At 69.6% G+C, this 19927-nt stretch carries 23 protein-coding genes and 1 tRNA gene; 8 read left to right on the forward strand and 16 right to left on the reverse strand.

Features of this window, described 5'->3' with window-relative positions:
- Positions 1-161 precede the first annotated feature (161 nt).
- From pstC to pstB, 3 genes are read left to right on the forward strand one after another with little or no spacing between them, the layout of a single operon-like run.
- Positions 162-1133 carry a phosphate ABC transporter permease subunit PstC gene (gene pstC / locus LCD33_RS23680; protein ID WP_224957988.1) on the forward strand — a complete coding sequence of 324 codons (972 nt, stop codon included), beginning with the start codon at positions 162-164 and terminating at the stop codon, positions 1131-1133.
- Positions 1130-2044 carry a phosphate ABC transporter permease PstA gene (pstA, locus tag LCD33_RS23685; protein ID WP_224957986.1) on the forward strand — a complete coding sequence of 305 codons (915 nt, stop codon included), beginning with the start codon at positions 1130-1132 and terminating at the stop codon, positions 2042-2044. Before pstC ends, pstA begins: the two co-directional genes overlap by 4 nt.
- A 10-nt stretch (positions 2045-2054) precedes the next feature.
- Positions 2055-2831 carry a phosphate ABC transporter ATP-binding protein PstB gene (gene pstB, locus LCD33_RS23690; RefSeq protein WP_224957985.1) on the forward strand — a complete coding sequence of 259 codons (777 nt, stop codon included), beginning with the start codon at positions 2055-2057 and terminating at the stop codon, positions 2829-2831.
- Positions 2832-2886: 55 nt separating this feature from the next.
- Here the strand turns inward: pstB and LCD33_RS23695 are convergent, their stop codons facing one another.
- The 6 genes from LCD33_RS23695 to dusB form a co-directional block, all read right to left on the reverse strand.
- Complete coding sequence (locus tag LCD33_RS23695) at positions 2887-3726, reverse strand: helix-turn-helix transcriptional regulator (RefSeq protein ID WP_224957984.1); 840 nt, start codon at positions 3724-3726, stop codon at positions 2887-2889.
- A gap of 272 nt (positions 3727-3998) precedes the next feature.
- The gene (gene phoU, locus LCD33_RS23700; RefSeq protein WP_224957982.1) at positions 3999-4646 is read right to left on the reverse strand and encodes a phosphate signaling complex protein PhoU; all 648 of its coding nucleotides are present in this window, start codon (positions 4644-4646) and stop codon (positions 3999-4001) included.
- A gap of 173 nt (positions 4647-4819) precedes the next feature.
- Positions 4820-7270 carry an LCP family protein gene (locus tag LCD33_RS23705; protein ID WP_224978296.1) on the reverse strand — a complete coding sequence of 817 codons (2451 nt, stop codon included), beginning with the start codon at positions 7268-7270 and terminating at the stop codon, positions 4820-4822.
- Positions 7271-7528: 258 nt separating this feature from the next.
- Positions 7529-8419 (reverse strand): GGDEF domain-containing protein, encoded by an 891-nt coding sequence (locus tag LCD33_RS23710; protein ID WP_224958555.1) that lies wholly within the window; start codon positions 8417-8419, stop codon positions 7529-7531.
- 262 nt (positions 8420-8681) lie between these two features.
- Complete coding sequence (locus LCD33_RS23715) at positions 8682-9110, reverse strand: hypothetical protein (RefSeq protein WP_224958554.1); 429 nt, start codon at positions 9108-9110, stop codon at positions 8682-8684.
- 7 nt (positions 9111-9117) lie between these two features.
- Positions 9118-10266, reverse strand: a complete 1149-nt coding sequence (gene dusB / locus LCD33_RS23720) for a tRNA dihydrouridine synthase DusB (RefSeq protein WP_224958561.1) — start codon at positions 10264-10266, stop codon at positions 9118-9120.
- Positions 10267-10394: 128 nt separating this feature from the next.
- On the opposite strand from dusB, the gene LCD33_RS23725 reads away from it, so the two are divergent.
- A tRNA-Lys gene (locus LCD33_RS23725) sits at positions 10395-10470 on the forward strand.
- A 51-nt stretch (positions 10471-10521) separates the two neighbouring features.
- Here the strand turns inward: LCD33_RS23725 and LCD33_RS23730 are convergent.
- The 9 genes from LCD33_RS23730 to LCD33_RS23770 form a co-directional block, all read right to left on the reverse strand.
- Positions 10522-11721 carry a site-specific integrase gene (locus LCD33_RS23730; protein ID WP_224966608.1) on the reverse strand — a complete coding sequence of 400 codons (1200 nt, stop codon included), beginning with the start codon at positions 11719-11721 and terminating at the stop codon, positions 10522-10524.
- Positions 11721-11900 (reverse strand): AlpA family transcriptional regulator, encoded by a 180-nt coding sequence (locus tag LCD33_RS23735; protein ID WP_224966609.1) that lies wholly within the window; start codon positions 11898-11900, stop codon positions 11721-11723. The genes LCD33_RS23730 and LCD33_RS23735 overlap by 1 nt, the downstream gene beginning before the upstream one ends.
- Before the next feature lie 6 nt (positions 11901-11906).
- Complete coding sequence (locus LCD33_RS23740) at positions 11907-13187, reverse strand: replication initiator (RefSeq protein WP_224978297.1); 1281 nt, start codon at positions 13185-13187, stop codon at positions 11907-11909.
- A gap of 122 nt (positions 13188-13309) precedes the next feature.
- A complete protein-coding gene (locus LCD33_RS23745; protein ID WP_224978298.1) occupies positions 13310-14107 on the reverse strand; it encodes a hypothetical protein in 798 nt (265 codons plus the stop codon).
- 64 nt (positions 14108-14171) lie between these two features.
- The gene (locus tag LCD33_RS23750) at positions 14172-14357 is read right to left on the reverse strand and encodes a hypothetical protein (RefSeq protein ID WP_224978299.1); all 186 of its coding nucleotides are present in this window, start codon (positions 14355-14357) and stop codon (positions 14172-14174) included.
- A gap of 34 nt (positions 14358-14391) precedes the next feature.
- Positions 14392-15768: an FtsK/SpoIIIE domain-containing protein gene (locus tag LCD33_RS23755; RefSeq protein ID WP_224978300.1), complete on the reverse strand. Its 1377-nt coding sequence runs from the start codon at positions 15766-15768 to the stop codon at positions 14392-14394.
- Positions 15769-15926: 158 nt separating this feature from the next.
- On the reverse strand, positions 15927-16106 hold the full coding sequence (locus LCD33_RS23760) for a hypothetical protein (protein ID WP_224966614.1): 180 nt from the start codon (positions 16104-16106) through the stop codon (positions 15927-15929).
- Positions 16106-16360 carry a hypothetical protein gene (locus LCD33_RS23765; protein ID WP_224966615.1) on the reverse strand — a complete coding sequence of 85 codons (255 nt, stop codon included), beginning with the start codon at positions 16358-16360 and terminating at the stop codon, positions 16106-16108. The genes LCD33_RS23760 and LCD33_RS23765 overlap by 1 nt, the downstream gene beginning before the upstream one ends.
- Positions 16361-16684: 324 nt before the next feature.
- On the reverse strand, positions 16685-17035 hold the full coding sequence (locus tag LCD33_RS23770) for a hypothetical protein (RefSeq protein ID WP_224966616.1): 351 nt from the start codon (positions 17033-17035) through the stop codon (positions 16685-16687).
- Between the two features lie 132 nt (positions 17036-17167).
- Here LCD33_RS23770 and LCD33_RS23775 point away from each other — a divergent pair, with 132 nt between their 5' ends.
- Both LCD33_RS23775 and LCD33_RS23780 read left to right on the forward strand, forming a co-directional pair.
- Entirely contained in the window at positions 17168-17995 is an 828-nt protein-coding gene (locus LCD33_RS23775) for a hypothetical protein (protein ID WP_224978301.1), read from the forward strand.
- 5 nt (positions 17996-18000) lie between these two features.
- On the forward strand, positions 18001-18795 hold the full coding sequence (locus LCD33_RS23780) for a hypothetical protein (RefSeq protein WP_224978302.1): 795 nt from the start codon (positions 18001-18003) through the stop codon (positions 18793-18795).
- A 3-nt stretch (positions 18796-18798) separates the two neighbouring features.
- On the opposite strand, the gene LCD33_RS23785 is transcribed toward LCD33_RS23780, so the two are convergent.
- A complete protein-coding gene (locus LCD33_RS23785; RefSeq protein ID WP_224957194.1) occupies positions 18799-18993 on the reverse strand; it encodes a MerR family DNA-binding transcriptional regulator in 195 nt (64 codons plus the stop codon).
- 99 nt (positions 18994-19092) lie between these two features.
- Between LCD33_RS23785 and LCD33_RS23790 the strand changes: the two genes are divergently transcribed.
- Positions 19093-19284 carry a hypothetical protein gene (locus LCD33_RS23790; protein ID WP_224957197.1) on the forward strand — a complete coding sequence of 64 codons (192 nt, stop codon included), beginning with the start codon at positions 19093-19095 and terminating at the stop codon, positions 19282-19284.
- Between the two features lie 7 nt (positions 19285-19291).
- Positions 19292-19624 carry a helix-turn-helix transcriptional regulator gene (locus LCD33_RS23795; protein WP_224957198.1) on the forward strand — a complete coding sequence of 111 codons (333 nt, stop codon included), beginning with the start codon at positions 19292-19294 and terminating at the stop codon, positions 19622-19624.
- Positions 19625-19927 lie beyond the last annotated feature (303 nt).

Consider the following 19927-nt stretch of genomic DNA (forward strand, 5'->3'; position numbering starts at 1 on the left):
GCCGGGGCCTCGCCCCCCCCCCCCGCCCCCCCCCCCCCCCCCCCCCGGGGCCCCCGCCCCCCCCCACCCCCCCCACCCCCCCCCCCCCGCCCCGGGGGGCCCCCCCCCCCGCGGGGCCCCCCACGGGCGTTTCGGCATCCACTTCCGGACCGGAGGCCGTCATTTCCGCTCCCGAAGCGCCCCCGGCGGACGAACCGAAGAAGGTCGTCCGCATCGGGGACCGCGCATTCCAGTCCCTCGCGACCGGGTCCGGGATCTTCGTCGTCGCGCTGATCGCGGCGATCGGGATCTTCCTGCTGATCCGGGCCGTGCCCTCGTTGCAGGCGAACCAGGTGAACTTCCTGTTCAGCCGGGTGTGGGACACCTCCGACCCGAACGAGCTGAGCTTCGGCATCGCCGACCTCGCCTGGGTGACGGTGGCGAGCTCCCTGGTCGCGCTGGTGTTCGCGATGCCCATCGCGTGCGGCATCGCGCTGTTCCTCACCCAGTACGCGCCGCGCTCGCTGGCCCGCCCGTTCGCCTACATCGTCGACCTGCTGGCCGCGGTGCCCTCGGTGATCTACGGCCTGTGGGGCGTGCTGGTGCTGGGGCCGGTGCTCAAGCCGGTCGCGCTCTGGCTGAACCAGAACCTCGGCTGGATCCCGATCTTCGCGGACGGCAACGCGCCCGCCGACGGCGGCATGAACATCTTCACCGCGGGCATCGTGCTCGCCGTGATGATCCTGCCGACCATCACCGGCGTCACCCGCGAAGTGTTCCAGCGGACGCCGAAGGCGCACATCGAAGGTGCCCAGGCGCTCGGCGCCACCCGCTGGGAGGTCGTGCGGACGACGGTGTGGCCGTTCGGCCGCAACGGCTTCATCGGCGGTTCGATGCTCGGCCTCGGCCGCGCGCTCGGCGAGACCGTGGCGCTGACCGTCATCCTCAGCACGGTCAACAGCGGACCGAACTTCAGCCTGTTCGACGTGGGCGCGACGTTCGCCTCGAAGATCGCGCTCGGCTCCGGCGAGTTCAACAACAACATGCAGGTCGGCGCCTACATCTCCGCCGGTCTGGTGCTGTTCGTCATCACCTTCGCGGTGAACGCGCTCGCCCGGTGGATCGAGAGCGCCAGCGGTAAGGGGAAGTCATGACAACGAACGCCGCTGACGTCGAGCGCCCCGCCGCACCCCCGGCGTTCCAGCACCTCGGGTTCGCCCGCAAGTTCAAGAACCACCTCGCGACCACCGTGTTCACCGCGGCGTTCGTGATCGCCGTCATCCCGCTGCTGTGGGTGCTGATCACCCTGCTGCAGCGCGGGCTCGCCCCGGTGCTGAGCAGCACCTGGTGGACGCACTCGTTCAACGGGCTGCTGCCCACCGACTTCGGCGGCGGCATCAACCACGCGCTCGCGGGCACCCTGCTCGAAGGGCTCATCTGCGCGGTCATCTCGGTGCCGCTGGGCGTGCTGGTCGCAATCTACCTGATCGAGTACGGGCAGAACTCGCGGTTCGCGAAGGTCGCCACCTTCATGGTGGACATCCTCAGCGGCCTCCCGTCGATCGTGGCCGGCCTGTTCATCTACGCGCTGTGGATCACCACGTTCGGCTTCAACCGGAGCGGGTTCGCGGTGGCGCTGTCGCTGGTGCTGCTGATGGTGCCGGTGGTCGTGCGCGTCACCGAGACGATGCTGCTGATCGTCCCGGACGAGCTGCGCGAAGCGTCCTACGCGCTGGGCGTGCCCAAGTGGAAGACGATCGTGAAGGTCGTGCTGCCCACCGCGCTGTCCGGCATCCTCACCGGCGTCATGCTCGGGCTCGCGCGCGTGCTGGGCGAGACCGCGCCGCTGCTGATCCTCGTGGGCTACTCCAGCTCGATCAGCTACGACATGTTCGGCGGCGAGCTCGCGTCCCTGCCGCTCACGATCTTCATGGAGCGCGGGACCGGCACCGCCGCCGGCGACGCCCGCATGTGGGGCGCCGCGCTCACCCTCGTTCTCGTCATCATGCTGATCAACCTCGTGGCGTCGCTGCTGTCGAGGCTGTTCGCCGTCAAGACCAAGTAGGGCGGATCCCATGGCCAAGCGTCTCGACATCAAGGACCTCAACCTGTACTACGGCAAGTTCCACGCCGTGCAGGATGTGACCTTGCAGGTTCCGGCCCGCAGCGTCACCGCGTTCATCGGCCCCTCCGGCTGCGGCAAGTCGACCGTGCTGCGGTCGCTGAACCGCATGCACGAGGTCGTGCCGGGAGCCCGCGTCGACGGCAAGGTGCTGCTCGACGGCGAGGACATCTACGGCGCCCACGTCGACCCGGTGCAGGTGCGCCGCACCATCGGCATGGTCTTCCAGCGGCCCAACCCGTTCCCCACCATGTCCATCCGGGACAACGTCGTGGCCGGGCTGAAGCTCGCCGGGGAGAAGAACAAGAAGCACCTCGACGAGGTCACCGAGCGGGCGCTGCGCGGCGCGAACCTGTGGGAAGAGGTCAAGGACCGGCTGGGCAAGCCCGGCGGGGGCCTCTCCGGCGGTCAGCAGCAGCGGCTCTGCATCGCGCGGGCCATCGCCGTGCAGCCGGACGTGCTGCTGATGGACGAGCCGTGCTCGGCGCTGGACCCGATCTCCACGCTGGCGATCGAGGACCTGATCTCCACGCTGAAGCAGGAGTACACGATCGTCATCGTCACGCACAACATGCAGCAGGCGGCGCGGGTCAGCGACCAGACCGCGTTCTTCAACCTGCGCGCGGTGGGCGAACCCGGCCAGCTCGTCGAGATCGACGAGACCGGGCGGATCTTCTCCAACCCCAGCCAGAAGGCCACCGAGGACTACATCTCCGGCCGCTTCGGCTGAGCGAACCCCGGAACCGGAGCCCGTCCCGCACCGCCGGGGCGGGCTCCGGTCGTGCTCAGGCCTTCCAGTCGTCGGCGACCGCGGAGATGTAGGCGCTGGACTCCTTCGGGGGCAGCGCGATGCCGCAGACCTTCTCGAACGCGGTCAGGTAGTCGCCGGTGTCGGCGGGCTTGTCCAGGAAGCGCGAGCCCGCGGCGTCCCCGACGTGCACGACCTGCGGGTCGGCGTCCGAGGGGAACGAGAACACCGAGATTCGCTCGCCCATCAGCGGGTGCCCGCCGTGCGCGAACGGCAGCACCTGGATGGTCACGTTCCGCCGGTAGCCCATCAGCACCAGGTGCTCCAGCTGCTGGCGCATCACGACCGGCCCGCCGACGCTGCGGCGCAGCGCCGCCTCGTCCAGCACCGCCCACAGCTCCAGCGGTTCCGCGCCGAGCAGCCGCTGCTGGCGGGTGGTGGTGACGGTGAGCCGCTCCTGCCGGTCCGCCTCGGTGGGGGCGTGCAGCTCCGCGTCGAACAGGGCGGTGGAGTACTCGGCGGTGTGCAGCAGTTCCGGGATGGGGTCGGCGCCGAAGCAGCTGACCGCCTTCGCCGCCGTCTCCAGGCCCAGGTGCGTTTCGAAGCCGGGGCGCTGCGCGGTCGTCGGGTACCGCTGCCACCAGCCGCGCTCCTTGGAGCCCTGGGCGAGTTCGATCAGCTCGTCGATCCGGTCACCGGTGATGCCGTAGAACTCGGCCATCAGCCGCACGTCGGAGGTGCGCACCGGCACCCGGCCCAGCTCGATCTGGCTGATCTTGCCCTGCGAGCAGTCCAGGTGGGCGGCGACCTCGCGGTGCGTGCGGCCCGCGGACTCGCGCAGCTTGCGCAGTTCACCGCCGAGGCGCCGGCGGTGCACGGTCGGACTGTTATGCACCCTCGGCCTCCGGTGGGACGGCGGCGAGGGGCGAGGCGTCGGTGCTGGTCACGGCACGACCTTCGCATACTGCATTCGGCCCAACGACTGGTGAGACCGAGTATTAATACGTCGTTTGCCGTTTCGGGTCCTGTTCTCGCAGTTCAGCGGCCCTCCGAACAGCGGTGGACACGACGCGTGACCTGATGGCGTGAAAAGGCCCGCCGAAATCCCCTCGAAAGAGGGACACGGCGGGCCGGTGGGACGGGCTCGGATCAGCTGGTCGGCATGCTCCCGGTCACGGTGAACACCACCCGGCGGCCGACGGCGACCGCGTGGTCGGCGAACCGCTCGTAGAACCGGCCCAGCAGGGTCACGTCCACCGCCGCGGCCACCCCGTGCGACCACTCGGAGCTCATCATCACGGTGAACAGGTGGCGGTGGAGGTCGTCCACGGCGTCGTCGGCGGCCTCCAGGTCGCGGGCGGCGTCGATGTCGCGGGAGCGGATCACCGCGGCGGCGCGGGCGCACAGGTCCACCGCGACCCGGCCCATCTCGGCGAAGTACTCCTGCACCGGCTCCGGCAGCACCGGCTGCGGGTGCCTGCGGCGGGCCGCCTTCGCGACGTGCAGCGCCAGGTCGCCCATCCGCTCCAGGTCCTCGGCGGCGTGGATCGTGGAGATGACGGTGCGCAGGTCGCCCGCCACGGGCGCCTGCAGGGCGAGCAGGCCGAACGCCTGCTCCTCGGCGCGGGCGCGGGCCTCGTCGACGTGCACGTCCTCCTCGATGACCTGTTCGGCCAGAGTCAGATCGGCCTCCAGTAGCGCCTTCGTGGCGCGCTCCATCGCCGTTCCGACCATGGTCGACATCGAGGCGAGCTCCTCGGCGAGATCGCCGAGCTGTTCCTGGTAGACCTCACGCATGCCGGTCACCTTACTTCCGGGAAGAATCGGACAGGACGCACGCTGGTGAATCACCGGTGAACGGACCATGATGGCCCCGTTCGAGTGGAATCGCAGACGTCACCATTCGATCAGAGCGCGTTCCACCACAACAAGCGGGAAACGGAGCAAAACGGACAAGTCGGTGCGTGGTGTCAGCCGCACACGTCCGAGCCGGCGTTCACCGTGCTCAGGTCCGACGGCATCTCGGCCTGCTGCCCGCCCGGCGCCCGCACCGGACCGGCGTACGAGGTGCCCAGCTCCAGCCGCAGCTCACCACCGGCCGCGTCGTCCTGCACGGTGGTCGCCCCCGGTACCGAGGACGCCAGCAGCCGGGCCGCGGCCGCGTTCGCCGCGCCGTAACGGACCACGGTCCGCTCGCTCGTCGCGGACAGCGTCTCCGAACCGGCCACCGGGTAACCCGCCGCACCCAGCTCGTCGGCGGTGCGCCCCGCCAGCCCGTCCCGGCCGGAGGCGTTGACCACCCGCACCGGCACGTCGGACGGCTTGGCCGTGGCGGCGCGGCCGAACGATGCCGAGCCCATCGAAGCGGGGCCCGTCGAAGCGGGGCCGGAGCCGCCCGCGGCCCCCGGCACGCCCGCCTGCCGCGGCGACACCGGAGCGTCCTCGATGATCGCCCGGAACAGCGCGGCGGCCTCGGAGTCGTCCAGTTCCTCCCTGCCCTCGTCGTTCGCGTAACCGGTGGTCGGCACGGTGATGAAGGTGATCTTGCCCGCGTCCATGCCCTGCATCGAGCGACCCAGTTCGAGCAGCTGGTCGGTGCCGACGTTCTCCCCGAAGGTGTTCGCCGCGACCGCGTCCACGAAACCGCCGAGCTTCTGCGGGTCCATCAGCACCTGCCCGGACATCGCCTTGCGCAGCAGCGAGGACAGGAACAGCTGCTGGCGCTGCATCCGGCCGTAGTCCGAGGTCGGGTCGCCCTCCACGTAGCGGGCGCGCACGTAGTTCAGCGCCTGCGTGCCGCTCAGCGTCTGCGGGCCCGCCTCCGGCAGCACCACGCCGAGCTTGCGGTCCACGATCGGGATGGACGAGCAGATGTCCACGCCGTGCATCGCGTCCACCATCGACTTGAAGCCCTGGAAGTCGATGCCCAGGAAGTTCGTGATCGACAGGCCGGACAGCTGCTGCACGACCTTGGTGGTGCACTTCGGCCCGCCGACCGCGTACGCCTCGTTCAGCTTGGTCGCCGGGCGCGGCGCGACCTCCTCGCCGGTGTACTGGCCGGTGTCCGGGTTCCAGCGCTCGCATGACGGGATGTCCACCTGCAGGTCGCGCGGGAAGGACACGACGAGCACGCGGCTCCGGTCCGCCGGGATGTGCGCGATCATCGTCGTGTCGGCGCGGGCGCCGGGCTCGTCGGTGGTGTCGCCGACCCCGTCCGCCTCGGTCGCCCCGGCACGGGTGTCCGAACCGAGCAGCAGGAAGTTCCGGTCCCCGGACTGCTTCGAGATGTCCTTGATCGACGAGGAGTTCGGGTCGAGCGCGGCGATGTCCTTGAACTTCGCGTCCACCCACGCCTTCGCGCTCCAGCCGATGCCGGTCGCGACGAAGATCGTCAGCGCGGCGGCGACCGCGAGGGCCTTGAGGATCCGGATGGTGCGGCGCTTGCGCTGCTCCTTCTTCCAGTCCATCCGGGACGATCCGGCGTCCCGGCCCTCGACGAAGTCGAACGGCATGTCGCGGCCCAGCTCGGGCTCCTTGCGCATGCCGAACAGCCACGAGTACTTCTTGCGCCGCGCGTCCTCCTCGATCGCGATCTCGTCGTGGACCGCGGAGAACCTGGCCAGCGTCGCGTCGATCTGGCGGATCTCGTCGCTGTCGTTCTCGGCGGAGTCCGCGTCGTCCTCGTCCGCTTCCTCGGCGTCGTCGGCGGTGACGGGCGCGACGATCGCGGTCTCGTCCGCGGCCTCGCGCGTCGGGCCGGTCTCCGGGACGCGGGTGACCTTGGTGGCTTCGGCCGGCGGCTTCTCCGGCTCGGCGGGCACCGCGGGGACCACGGCGGTCGCCTCGGGGTCCTCGGCGGCGGGCGACGGTGCGGGGCGGCCGGGCCGTCCCGGGCGGCCGGGGCGCGCGGGTGGCTGCGCGTCGGCGGGCGGTTCGGCGGAGCGGTGGCCGCCGGTGCGCGGCTCCTGCAGCGGGGGCGGCTGCTGCCCGCGGCCGCCGCGCGCGGCGGGGCCTTGCGGGGCGCGGCCGGGTGCCGACCACTCGGCGGCCTGCGCGTCCTGCGCGGGAGGTTGCTGGGTGGGCGGCTGCTGCGCGGCCGGCGGTTGCTGGGCCGGGGGTTGCTGCGCGGCGGGAGGTTGCTGGGCCGCGGGGGACTGCGGCTGCGCGGCGCGCGACCGGCGTCCGCCACCACCGTCGGGGGGCTCGGGTTCGGCGGCTCGGCGGTGCGAGCCGGTGCCCGCGCCGGGGGCCTTGCCGTGCTTGGACAGGAGGTCGAACACCCGCGTCCCGCCGGTGCCGTCGTCGCCTAACGCGCGGCGGCGCCGCCCGGACTGCTGTTCGGGGGCGTTGTCCTCGTCCGGGCCCCCGTCTTGGTGGGGACTGTGGTGCCCGTGCTGGCCATGCCGGGGGTCCTGCGGCACCCGTGTTCCCTCCCCACCGTCGCAATCGATGGTGTCGTCGTTCGGTATGGGCGTCAGCGGTCGACTCCCCGAAGTCCTATCGCTTAACGCTCCCGAGATAGTACGGCTGATCGCCCGAACTGACGATAGTGGGCGACAATTTCTTCACAATCAGTGCACGATTCGCTGAGAACGTGCGCCGGAACGCCCAACTGTGTTACGCCACTTGACCGGCACATACACCCTGTGTAGGTACCTTCGGTTCCGGCGGGATCGCTCTCAGTAGCCGAGCAGTCTGGCTCCGGCGCGCCGCTCCGCGCCCAGGCCCGCGATGTGGACCTCGCTCGCGGAACGGTAGGCGACGGCGTTGCGGCCCGATTGCTTGGCCGCGTACAGCAGCGCGTCCGCGCCGATGAGCTGCTGCTCGGCGGTCGCGGACGGCGAAGCGTGCTGCCCGGTGTCCGGTTCGTGCGCCATCCCGATGCTCACGGTGACGCGCAGCCCGGGCGCCAGCTGCGACCAGGGGAACCGCTCGATGCGGATCCGCGCCGCCTCGCACACCGCCACCGCGCGGGCCGCGTCGATGGAGGGCAGCACGAGCACGAACTCCTCGCCGCCGTAGCGAGCGCAGAACGAGCCCGACGGCAGCGCCTCCTGCAGCAGGTCCACGACCCGCTGCAGGACCCGATCCCCCAGCAGGTGCCCGTAGGTGTCGTTGACCTGCTTGAACCAGTCCAGGTCGACGAGTCCGACGGCCAGGCCGCCCGGGCCGTCGACGGCGAGCAGGTCGGCGAGGCGTTCGTCGAGGTAGCGCCGGTTGTAGCTGGCGGTGAGGCTGTCGCGGAGGCTCTGCTCGCGGGCTTCGGCGTGCTCGCGGCGCAGCCGGTTCACCTCGTGCCGGAGCTGTTCGGGCACGCGCGGCGTGTCCTGGGTGGACAGCAGGTCCAGCGCGGAGCGCAGGTGGTGGTAGGCCTGGCGCCACTGCCCCCGGGACGCCAGCAGCGCGGCGATCGACTCGTGCAGTTCCACCATGCCGCCCTCGTTGGCCAGCTCGTGACGCGTGCGTCGCGGCCCGAGGTCCGGCGGTGGAGCCGGTGCGGGGCACAACGAACGCGCGACGTCCTCGCGCAGAGGTTCGGGTCCGGCGAAGCCGTCGCGCAATCCGGTCATCGCTGTCACCTCCCGTCCGTGGTGTCGTCGGCTCCGGCGGGTCGCTTGAGGCGCCGGGATGCGTGTACTGCGGAATTCGCTCATCCGGCTTACCAGCCTTTGCTCCGAATTGGTGAGTGCGTCTCACGTCGCCGGGCTGCCTTGGTGTGTACCGGCCCTGGCCAACGGGTGGAAGCGAAACGGGATCTCCCCACCCGCACGGACGAACCGAGCCCGATGTGTTTCCCGTCACAGCAGCGCACGTGCCTGTTCTCCGTTCGCGTCATGAGGCACCCCCGGTCGGGCAGGGGGCGAATCCGTGGACCCGCCCGTCGAGCAGCACGAGGTGCTGGGACCCGATCTGCCTGCCGATGATCGTCCCGTCCCGGCGGACCGTTACCTCCACGCCGACGACCCGCACGTCACCGCGCGGCGGTCCCGTCGAGTCCGGTTGGTAGCCGGGGTCCGGCCGCAGCGTGCTCATCGCCGGTTCCAGCTGCACCGTGAGCCCGTCGAGCTCGCAGGTGCGGTCCGCGTAGTCCGGGTGCTGGGTGCGGGTGAAGAAGTCCTGCTGGGCCCGCGCCCCCGCGCGGGCGGCGGCGTCGTTCGCGGCGAAGTAGTCGCGGACCTGCTGCTCCGGGGCCGGTGGCTGCGGCGTGGTGGAGCACCCCGCGAGCGCGCACGCCGCGAGGCACAGCAGAGCGGTCCGCATCGTCGCGTCAGCCGCCGCTGTGGTCGATCTCGGCGCCCGCGGGCACGCACCGGTCCTCGGGGTCGTCCAGCCAGCCCTCGGGGAGCACGACCTTCCCGGCGGAGCCCTGGCGCCCGCGGGGGCCTTCGGCGTCGGCGGGGAACGACACGTCCGGGTCGAGGTCGGCGAGCAGGTCGTCGAGCTCGGCGAGGCTGGACACCAGCCCGAACCGGTGCCGCAGGTCGGAGCCGACGGGGAACCCGCGCAGGTACTGCGCCATGTGCTTGCGCAGGTCGCGGACGCCCTTCTGCTCGCCCATGTGCTCGCTGAGCAGCTCGCCGTGCCTGCGCAGCACCCGCCGCACCTCGCCGAGGTTCGGTCCCGGCGGGATCTCGCGGCCGGTGAACGCGGCCTGCAGGTCGCGGAACAGCCAGGGCCGGCCGAGGCAGCCGCGCCCGACGACGACGCCGTCGCAGCCGGTCTCGGCCATCATCCGCAGCGCGTCGCCGGCGCTGAAGATGTCGCCGTTGCCGAGGACCGGGATGCCGCGCACGGCCTCCTTCAGGCGGGCGATCGTGCTCCAGTCGGCGGTGCCCGAGTAGCGCTGCGCGGCGGTGCGCGCGTGCAGCGCGACGGCGGCGGCGCCGGATTCCTCGGCGATGCGGCCCGCGTCCAGGTAGGTCAGGTGGTCGTCGTCGATGCCGATGCGGAACTTGACGGTCACCGGGATGCCCGCGGGCTCGGCGGCACGCACCGCCGCGGTGACGATGTCCTCGAACAGCCGCCGCTTGTACGGCAGCGCCGAGCCGCCGCCCTTGCGGGTGACCTTCGGGACGGGGCAGCCGAAGTTCATGTCCACGTGGTCGGCGAGGTCCTCGGCCACGATCATCCGCACCGCTTCGCCCATGGTCACCGGGTCGACGCCGTACAGCTGCATCGACCGCGGGTGCTCGTCGGCGTCGAACGTGATCATCTGCATGGTCTGCGGATGCCGCTCCACCAGCGCCCGGCTCGTGATCATCTCGCAAACGTAGAGCCCCGCGCCGTACTCCCGGCACAACCTGCGGAACGCCACGTTCGTGATCCCGGCCATCGGCGCGAGCACCACCGGCGGATCCACCGCGTGCGGCCCGATCCGCAGCGAGTGCGCGGGCGGTTTCTCGGCGGTCGGCACCATCGAATCGAGCACGGTCACGCCTGCCATTGTCCCTGACGCCGAACCCGACCTTCGCGGCCCCGCGCGCCCCCGACGCTCTTCGGCCCACCGCCACACGAGATGACCACGCCCTTGTACGCTGACCCCGCGGGGCGTTAGCTCAACTGGCAGAGCAACGGACTTTTAATCCGTGGGTTCTGGGTTCGATCCCCAGGCGCCCCACCATCCCGCCTGGTCGCAGGCTCGTGGGGTCCCGTTAGTGAGCCGGGTTGCCAACTAATTGCCAACTTCGCCGGTGCGCCCGTCGGAGTCCACGAACGCCAGCGCCTCGGCACTCGCCCGGGACTGCTGCCCGCGGCCGAAGTAGACGTCCTGGGTCATCGAGACCCGGGAGTGCCCGAGCAGGTCGGCCACCTGGCGAGCGGTGAGCCCCGCCTCATCGAGCAGCGTCGCCACGGTCTTGCGCATGGTGTGGAAGGTGACCCACTCGTAGCCCGCCCGCTTGCGGAACGGGATCCACGTCCGGTTGCCCACGTTCGACGAGTTCAGGTAGCCGCCCTGGGTGTTGATGAAGATCGGCTTCGCCGGGTCGACGTCGCCGAGCTGTTCGGCTCGTTCCGAGAGCATCCGTACCGCCCAGTCGGGCAAGGCGATGTCCCGCGCCGAACCGTCGCTCTTGCCGTCGTTGCGGCGAGTGCCCCGACCACGTGACCTGATCAGGTTGCCGCTCATCCGCAGCTTCTTGGCCGCCGGGTCGAAGTCCTCCCAGTGCGCGCCCAACGCCTCACCGATGCGTTCGCCGGTGGCGATGAAGAACCGCACCAGGTCGGGCAGGTCGCGTCGTTTTGCTTCCTCGTCGGCGTCGAGCTTGCCGAGCAGGTCCCGCAGCTCCTCCTTGGTCAGCGCCCGAGGCTTCTTGCGCTTGACCTTGGCGCGGCGTTCGGACAGAGCTGCGATGCCCTTGGTGGGGTTGTTCTCCACCGCACCCGCCTGCATCGCGAAGGTCATGATGTTGCTGATCACGGCCTTGACCGACTTGGCGAGGGTCAGGCTATGCGCCTTGAGCTTGCGCTGGCACAGGTTGCTGACCGCTGGCGTCTTCACCTCGAACAGCCGGAAGTTCTGGAACTCGGGCTTCACGTGGTTCTGGTAGACGTTCTCGTAGGTGTCCAGCGTGGTCAGCGAGTAGATGCCGTTCTCCGCATCGGTGCGGAGCTGACTGATCCACTGCTCGGCGGCTTCACCGAACGAGGAGGACGCGGTCAGCTCCGAACCAGGAGCCGCCGGGGGAGCGAGGTTGTTGATCGCGTCCCGGACCGCTTGCTTCGCCTTCTCCTTGGTCTTGCCACGGCGCCGCACGTCCACGTAGTCGCCGTCCTGTCGCCGGTACCAGACCCGAGCCGAATAGGACTTGCCGACCGGCTTGACCTTGATCTCTCCCATGCTGCCCAGCGGCAGCGGCAGCCGACCGGACATCAGATGACCCCCTCGGGGAGTGCGTCGTACCAGGCTTCGACGTCTTCGGGTCGGTAGCGGACGTGTTTGCCGACGCGTTTGCCGGTGGGGCCGGTGCCTCGGGTGCGCCACTGGTAGACGGTGCCGATCGGGACGCCGAAGAAGTCGGCCACGTCTTGGGGTCCCCAGAGCTTCTGCATGGCGGGTTAGTCCTTTCGTTCGGTGGTGTGTCGGTTTTTGCGGGTGTCGCGGCGTCGTTGGGCGATGCCTTCGGCGATGTCGCGTTCCTCTGGGGTGCGGTGCCCGACTGAGGTCATGTCCCAGTGGTTGACCACGGTCACCGAGTCTTCTGTGACGCCGAGTTCGTGAAGGGCGGCTTCGAGGCGGAAGCGCTGCCGGTCGCCGCGGATCTGCTTGAACGTCGTCGAGTACGCCTTGCTCTTGGACAGGAAGTGGCCGCGGAAGGCGAGCATGTGGCACCAGCGCCGCAGGTTGAGGTGATCCAGCTCCTCCAGGGCGCCGAGGCGCCAGGCGGTGCGCATGAGCTGCTTGTAGTGGGTGTTGATCCGCAGTTGCTCGATGTGGGCTTCGGACCGGATCGGCCGGTCCGCCGCCTCGGACTTGCCGGTGCCCTTGGTCGCGTATTTCGCGACGTAGGACGACAGCCGGTCGTCGGTGATCTCCCCGTCGCCGTCCTCAAAGTCCGGGGCGTTGGCGGCCTTGATGGTGCGGACGTCGATCTGCCTGCCCCACGCCAGTTCTCGCGCCTGGCCGTCGATCTCCGGTGTCGTGATTTGGACCTGCGCGTGTGCCGCATGGATGGCATCGCCCAGCAGTTCCGGAGTTGCCCACGCCGGGGCCTGGTCCGAGGCGCCGCCGGGTCCGTCGAGGCGGATCACGGCGTGGAAGTGGATCGCGCCTCGGCGCTGGTATTCGGCGACTTTGGCGTAGGAGAGCCGGGCGTGGTCGGCGAAGTCACGGACCCGGATTCCGGCCGCTTTCGCGAGGTGGCGGCGCAGTGCGATGACGAAGCGGTGCCAGAGCTTCCCGGCATGGGCGTTGAACAGGACGTGCCCGGTGTAGTCGTACCGAGTCGGAAACCGGGGCTGGCCATCGTCGCGGACCGGGCCGAACGAGGGCGCGGTGAGGGTGAGGAACACCCGAGGCCGTTCGGTGACGTGCTCGGGGACGCCCTTGGTTCCGCCGGACAGGCCCGCTCGCAGGAGATGGAAGGCGTCAGCGGCGTACCGGTCCGAGCAGGCCGCACAGATGCTCTCGCGGCGGTTTCCGCAGGGCACCATCACATGCCCACCACGGTGGGCGAGGACTTCGCGGGTGGTGTTGTCGGTGACGGTCCACGCGCCGGTCATGCGCACCGGGTGGGTGCATCCGCCAGTGGCTTCGACCTGGTCGCGCCAGCGGCCGTAGTCGGCGGCCTGAACGCGTCGTTGGTAGCGGTCCACGACCGCCGCAGCAGTTGGCACCATCAGGACTGGTTTCCTTCCGGACATGCAGAAGGCGGGACGCCACCGCAGTAGCGCCCCGCCTTCCGGGTTTGTGCTTGTTCAGTTGTGGCAACGGAAAACGGCCCGTTGCGAGCGAGTTCGGATCAGGTGGTGATCAGGTCTGCGTGGATCGCGGTCGCCATCGCGTCCGGGACCTTCACCACCTGTTGGACATCGGCCGGAGCGAAACCGCGACCCTCTTCGGCGGCCTGGTCCCGGGCGCGCTTGAGCGCGTCGACGACGTGCGCCGGAAGCCGCGGACCCCGCTTCACCGGCTCAACACTCGGTGGCGAAGGTGCGGGCGCCGGAGGTGCAGGTGGTCCGGGAACGCCCGAAGCCGGGGCCGGCCTCGGGTCCGGATCGATGGTGTCCGCAGGTGAGCAAAGCCCTTCAGCGTCGGCGTAGCCCTGCATCACGACCTGGCGGGACCGGGCCTGGATCACCGGGATCACCTCGGCCAAGCCGTAGACGACCACGGGAATGATCAAGTGCACGGCCAGCGACCCGAGCTGGAACCGATCCGGATGCAACTGCGGGACCACGTTCATGAACAACGTCGTGCCCAGCAGGACCCGCTTGATCCGCGTCCACCACACGTGCCCGGGTTCGACGCCGTGGGCGAGGATGACGGCTTCGAAGTTGAGCAGCAGAATCAACAGACCGGCGAACATCGGTTCCACCGTCCAGGCGGCCCACCACACCGGATCCCCCGCGCCCGCGTCCCCCGCGAGGAACGCCTGAACCCCGGTAGTCGTGAACGACAGTCCGAGTGCGAGGAAGAACCAGAGCCCGGCCACCGTCCGCCGCCGGGTGCGCTCCATCGCGACAGCGATCAAGTCCGGATCGAGCGAGAGCGGGCGGAGTCGTTTGGACTCGGCGATGCGTTCACCCAGCCGCTCCACCCGCCGAGTCCGACCCGACCCCCGATCAACATCCCTGCGAAACGGCCACATCACGCCCCCTTTCCTATTCTTCGGTCGTCGTGGCGATCAGCGACTTCACGCCCTGCACGATCAGCGCCAGCACCAGCAGCGCCAGGAGCCCGGCGGCGGGACCAGCCAGTCCCCAGACGAGGGCCACCAGGCCCAGGGCGAGCAGCCCGGCCAGGACCAGCGCGGCCAGGGAACGCAGGGTGAGAACTACGTGGAACACGGCAAATCTCCTTTCACAGCGAAGAAAAAAGGGGTCAGGCGGCGTCGTGGTCTTCGTCGTCGCCGTCGAAGAAGTCGATGGATTCGATGTCGGCTTCGGTGGCCTCGGCGATCGCGCTGCGCCGAGGTGCCGGGGGTTGCTCGCGGCGCAGCGGGGTGATGGTGGAGCCGGTGCAGTAGGCGACCAGGGCGGCGATGTCGTCATCGCTGGTGAACGCGGCCCGGACCCGTTGGGGTTCGCGGCGCCCGTCGTGCTTGACGTAGCCGACGCCCGGCATGATCTCCGGAATCTGATCCGCCAGTGCCCCGCGATCGCGAACCCCCTCACCCAAGGTCATGTCGACGTACGAGGCCTCATCGAGGCGAAGCGCGATCTTGGTGGGGAACAACCCGCGCATCGGCACGGTGTCCTTGTGCGGCTCCTGCACGGCCCCCACGACCCGGCCGAGGACCGCCCGGTACTGGGTCAGGGCCTTGCCGAGCAGGGGTTCGAATTCGCGGGCGATGTCGCGGGTGCAGTACTGCGTCATCGCGGCCAGCTCATCCACGATCAGTACGTCCATCGGCGTCGTAGGCGAGGCCGTCGCGGTGCGCACGCCTTGGCGGCCGAGGTCTTCCTTCCGGGCGTCCAAGGTCTCGACGTACTCGTGCATGAGGTCCAGGCCGGTTTCGTCGCTGTCGGCGAAGCGGTGGAACATCTCCCGCCCGGCGCCGAATTCCATCCCGCCCTTCGGGTCGATCACCCACAACCGCACCGAGCCCGCCCGCACCATCGGGGCGAGCTGCCGGATCAGGCCCCACAACCACGAGCCCTTCCCCGAACCGGTCGCCCCGGCCAACAGGACGTGCAGACCGCGGAGGAGGTCGAGGGCGAAGTCCCGGCCGTACTCGGTCCGCCCGATCACCAGCCGCCCCAAGTCGACGGATTCCGGCGACTCCGGCAACGGCGGCAGCGGGACGGGCATCTCGTCGAAGGGCTCGCGGCGCTGGAAGTCCAGGCTGATCACACCGGGCTTGAGGGTCCGGACGGTGGCCCGCCGAGCCCGGTAGGCGTTCGCCAGCCGTTCCAGGACGGCTTCGAAGTCGCCGGGTTCCTGGGTCTTGACCATCCGGATCCGCACGTGGTCCCAGCACCACGACGAGGACACCCGCAGCACCTTCGGCGCCCACGCCCGTCCACGGTGATCGGTGATGACGAGACCGGCGCGGTAGGCGAGGTCGAACCACTGGCGCTGGTAGACCACCCACCGTCTCCACCACGCCCGCAACAACCGGCCCGCGAACCGGTCGAACGTCGGCCGATCCAGCAAGCACCAGGAGGCACCGGCGACCACGGCGACACCGGCGGCACTGAGCACCACCAGGTAGCCCAGCCACACCACCGACGCACCCAGCACGACCGTGCTCGTCATCGAACGCGGATGCCGCGCCACCCACCTTCCCGCCGCCCGCGCCGGAGTCGTTCCCACCGCTACCCGTGTGTCCGTCATGAATCTGCTCCCCGGAAAAGAAAATGGGGCGCCGGACTCCGTGAAGGAATCCGGCACCCCGGTGCCGATATGTCGTGTGTTCAGCTACGGCGCTCGGCCATCTCCAACTGCGCGATGACCTCACCCACAGCGGTCTTCACCGCCCGCAATTCGGACGCCACTTCCTTCGGCGTTCCGAATTTGCGCAGGACTCGGTTCATCGCGCCCATCGACGAATCGATCCGCCGCACCGTCCCGTACACGCTCTCGCCTCGCGTCATCACTTGTATCCCTTCGCCACCACAGCACCGCCGTGCTCGGCCAGCGCATCCCGCAACCGCGTCAACGCCACCTGCGCCCGCTGCGCCACGTCCTCGATGTCCGCGAACCGGCGTGCGTCGACGATGTCGTCTTCCAGGAACGCCACCCGGCCCAAGTCCTGGTCCAACTCATCCACGAACCGCGCCAACACCTCCAACCGCGACACCGCCGCCGAAGCCGGACCCACTCGCTTGAGCGCCCGCTCGATCGCCACGCACCATCACCCTTTCCTCTTCTCACTCGCCATCAGCGAGACACCACCGGCCGCCACGCAGGCGGAACCGTGAAAGCCGAAATCCTGAACAGAGCGAACACGCATCACTTGGTCCTCTCCACGTGAACAAGAGCCATGAAGACCCCCGAGCCGCCAGACAAACCAGCAGACTCGGGGACCAACAAAGCCCCACCGGCACGCGCATGTCGTGCCGGAAAAAGGCATAGTTCGGCCCACTATGGAATTCACCAAAGAACGAACAGCCCACGAACACGGCTTGAGAAAAACTTCAGAAAGAGACCGTCACGCCCAGACGGGCGGAGATCAGACCTGCGGCGTCATACCCGCCGCGCGGTAGGCCAGCCCGGAGGAGTAGCGGCCGTTGCGCTCGGTCTGCCACGGCGAGACCGTCGCATCGATCAGCTGCACGTAGGTGCCTTCCTCGAACCCTTCGCCGGGGTCGGCGGTCAGGGTCACCTTGATCTCCTCGCCCTTCTCCGCGAACTGTCCCTCCACCGGGCGCTTCTTCGCGAACAGCGACACCACGAAGTGCTGGACGCCCGAGCGGTCCGTCACGACCTCCTCCACACCGTTGTCGTTCTCCCGCATCTTCAACGCCGGAGACTCCGTCACCATCAGCTTGTAGCCCTGCAAGTTCACCGGGATGTTCCGCATCTCTGCCTCCACGCAGTTCGATCGTTTACCCCCCTAAACCCTTGGATCGACCGAAGCCGTCACCGTGTTGAGGGGTCTAAACACAAGCTAAGTCCTTCCCCGAGACCTGTCAAGGGGGTCTAAACTGGCGGCATGACGACGCGGGACGAGTTCGAGGCGGTCCGCCGGGAGGCCGACCCCATCCGGCGAGGCCTACGCGCTACCGAGCTGATCACCACCTACCAGCAGCGCGCGGCCGAGCTGGCGCGCCTGCGCAAGGCCGCGATCGAGGAAGCTCACCGCGATCTCGACATGAGCTACACCGAGATCGCGACGGCCCTGGGGATCACGAAGGGCCGTGTGAGCCAGGTGAAGAAGGACGCCGCTGGTCCCGAACGGGTGGTCTTCGGGGTCGGGCCGGTCAGCATCGGTATTCCCTACCGCTACCAGGTGACCGACCGCGAGCGCCCGCTGATCGCCGCCGAGGACTCCGCGACGCAGGCCAGGTTCGAGGACCTGCTGACGGCGATGCGGTTTGCGGTGGACAAGTTCCACATCGGCCCCGAGACCGAAGATCTCCCCGCCGGTGACGCCCTGGTGGTCTGCGGCCCGAAGTCCGCCCCGGTCGCAGGAGCCCTGCTGGCCGAGGACGAACGCGCCGGGCTGGTCAAGGACGGCGGACGCTGGTGGTTCGAGCACCGGCCGACCGGCGAGCGCTACGGCTCCCCCGCCGACGACGAGGACCCGAAGTCCGCGGACCTCGCCTACGTCGCCCGGCACCGCTACGACGACCGCGTGATCGTGCACGTCGCCGGTATCCACGCGATCGGATCGCTGGGAGCAGCCCACTACCTGACCGCGAACCTGCCGGAGCTGTTCGGCCAGGTCGGCGACGTCTCGTTCAGCCTGGCGGTCCGCTGCACCTACGACGGCCTGACCATCACCGGCAGCGAGCTCGCCGCCGGCCCCTACGTCTGGTGATCGCGATGCGCATCGAAACGGCCCAGCTGCCCGACTACGCCGACAGCGACGACAAGATCCTGACCACCGAGAACGCGGTGATCGTGCTCGACGGAGCCTCGGCGTTCCGCCCGGTCCCGGTGCCCGCCAGCCGGTACGCGGCCACCCTCGGCGAAGCGCTCCAGCTCCGGTTGAGCCAGGAGCCCGCCGCGGACCTGCGCGCAATCCTGTCCGAGTCGATCCGAGCGGCGGCCGACGTGCTGGAGCTGACGCCGGGCGACTCGCCGTCGAGCACGGTCGCGATCGTGCGCCGAAACGGCGACCAGGTGGACGAACTCGTCCTCGGCGACAGCCCGATCATCACGCCCGCCGGGGTCTTCGAGGACCCCAGACTCGACGACCTGGAACTTCCCGAACGGCGCGCCTACCGGGAACGACTCCAGTCCGGTACGGGCTACGACGAGCACCACCGGACCATGCTGCGAGAACTCCAGGACGCCCAAGCCGAACGGCGGAACCGAGACGGCGGCTACTGGATCGCCGAAGCAGACCCCGCCGCAGCCGCCCAGGCGTTGGTGCGGACATCGAGCGTCCGCGAAACCCCGTGGTGCGTGCTGGCCACCGATGGCGCGTTCAACACCATGACCCACACCGGCACCGACGAGTGGCCCCGCGTCGCCGGGATGGACTCAGCGGACCTGTTCGCCGAACTCGAACGCTGCCAGGCCTGGGAAGCCCACGTGGACCCCGACGGCACCGCCTTCCCGCGCGCGAAGCGCCACGACGACAAGGCGATCGCCGCCGTCCGCTGGGACGACTGAACCTCAGCCGTCGCCGGAGTCGGCGCGGAGCTTGCGGATCTGCTCCCGCACTTCCACGACGTCCCACCGGTAGTGCCCGCCGAGCGTGGTTTCCGTCGGCGTCAGCAGCCCGGAACTCACGTAGCGAGCCACCGTGCGCGGACTGATCCCCAGCTCCCGCGCCAGTTCGCCCGTGGTCACCAGACGAGATCGCGTCACGACATGGACTGTCGCAGTTGACTCGTTTACCCGCCTATCGTCAGGCTCGTTTGGTACGTTCGGCTCGAATGTCTCGATTGGCGCGATGAGGTGAGGCCGATGTCCGACGAATCCCGATCCCTAGCCGTGCTGCTGCGCCAGGCGCAGTGGGCACTCGACGATGCCGCGTTCGACATCGGCGCGGGTCGAGCCACCACCGACCAGCGGGAACAACTCGCGTCCGCGTTGATCGCACTCGCCCGGGCGCTCCACGGAGACGAGCGGCCGCTGATCATCGACGTCCGCGGGTGACCGCCGCATGATTCCGATCCAGCCCGCGGACGGCGACGAGCCAGTCCCCGACGACGTGCCCTTAGTCCCCGAGCAGGCGACCGTCCCGGACGCCGAGACAGTCCGCTGGGACGACGTCGAAGCCGTCCGCCGCGAACCCGATCCGGTACGCCAAGCCGCCCGCGCCACCGAGCTGATCAACGAATGCGGCCGACGAGTCACCGAACTGGCAGCACTGCGCCGATCCGCGATCGAACGAGCCCACCACGACCACGGCCTCACCTACGCCGACGTCGCCGACTCCCTCGGCATCACCCGAGGCCGCATCACCCAAATCCGCAACGGCCGCACCGACACCTGACCTACGAGCAGGGGGCATCGTGGGCACACACCGAACCAGACCCACCGGGTACATCACCGCGTGGCGGGGAGAACTCTTCCCCGCGGCACTGCCAGAGCTCACAAGTTCGCGCGCTGCGTCTGAAGCATCACGAGCCCGAGCCTGGGCGACTCCGAGCGTCCTACTGTTGCGCCGCGTCATCGACAAGCTCCACGAGCTCTAGCTCCAGGCCAGCACCCCAGAGCGCTCGTGTTCAGAGTTTCTTTTCTTCATCAAGGGCGGCCCCTGCGGGGCCCCCTGCCAGCTGTATGCGAGCCCCCGGCC

The organism is Saccharopolyspora sp. 7B (assembly GCF_020177435.1).
In the GTDB taxonomy this organism is placed as follows: domain Bacteria; phylum Actinomycetota; class Actinomycetes; order Mycobacteriales; family Pseudonocardiaceae; genus Saccharopolyspora_C; species Saccharopolyspora_C gregorii.

Coding starts and splice junctions, on each gene's coding strand:
- pstB (WP_224957985.1), top strand. CDS start 2,055: ATGGCCAAGCGTCTCGACATCAAGGACCTCAACCTGTACTACGGCAAG.
- LCD33_RS23740 (WP_224978297.1), bottom strand. CDS start 13,187: ATGGTGCCAACTGCTGCGGCGGTCGTGGACCGCTACCAACGACGCGTT.
- LCD33_RS23755 (WP_224978300.1), bottom strand. CDS start 15,768: ATGACGAGCACGGTCGTGCTGGGTGCGTCGGTGGTGTGGCTGGGCTAC.
- LCD33_RS23735 (WP_224966609.1), bottom strand. CDS start 11,900: ATGCAGAAGCTCTGGGGACCCCAAGACGTGGCCGACTTCTTCGGCGTC.
- LCD33_RS23730 (WP_224966608.1), bottom strand. CDS start 11,721: ATGTCCGGTCGGCTGCCGCTGCCGCTGGGCAGCATGGGAGAGATCAAG.
- pstA (WP_224957986.1), top strand. CDS start 1,130: ATGACAACGAACGCCGCTGACGTCGAGCGCCCCGCCGCACCCCCGGCG.
- LCD33_RS23770 (WP_224966616.1), bottom strand. CDS start 17,035: ATGCGGAACATCCCGGTGAACTTGCAGGGCTACAAGCTGATGGTGACG.
- dusB (WP_224958561.1), bottom strand. CDS start 10,266: ATGGTGCCGACCGCCGAGAAACCGCCCGCGCACTCGCTGCGGATCGGG.
- LCD33_RS23780 (WP_224978302.1), top strand. CDS start 18,001: ATGCGCATCGAAACGGCCCAGCTGCCCGACTACGCCGACAGCGACGAC.
- LCD33_RS23790 (WP_224957197.1), top strand. CDS start 19,093: ATGTCCGACGAATCCCGATCCCTAGCCGTGCTGCTGCGCCAGGCGCAG.
- phoU (WP_224957982.1), bottom strand. CDS start 4,646: ATGCGTGAGGTCTACCAGGAACAGCTCGGCGATCTCGCCGAGGAGCTC.
- LCD33_RS23715 (WP_224958554.1), bottom strand. CDS start 9,110: ATGCGGACCGCTCTGCTGTGCCTCGCGGCGTGCGCGCTCGCGGGGTGC.
- LCD33_RS23710 (WP_224958555.1), bottom strand. CDS start 8,419: ATGACCGGATTGCGCGACGGCTTCGCCGGACCCGAACCTCTGCGCGAG.
- LCD33_RS23760 (WP_224966614.1), bottom strand. CDS start 16,106: ATGACGCGAGGCGAGAGCGTGTACGGGACGGTGCGGCGGATCGATTCG.
- LCD33_RS23795 (WP_224957198.1), top strand. CDS start 19,292: ATGATTCCGATCCAGCCCGCGGACGGCGACGAGCCAGTCCCCGACGAC.
- LCD33_RS23775 (WP_224978301.1), top strand. CDS start 17,168: ATGACGACGCGGGACGAGTTCGAGGCGGTCCGCCGGGAGGCCGACCCC.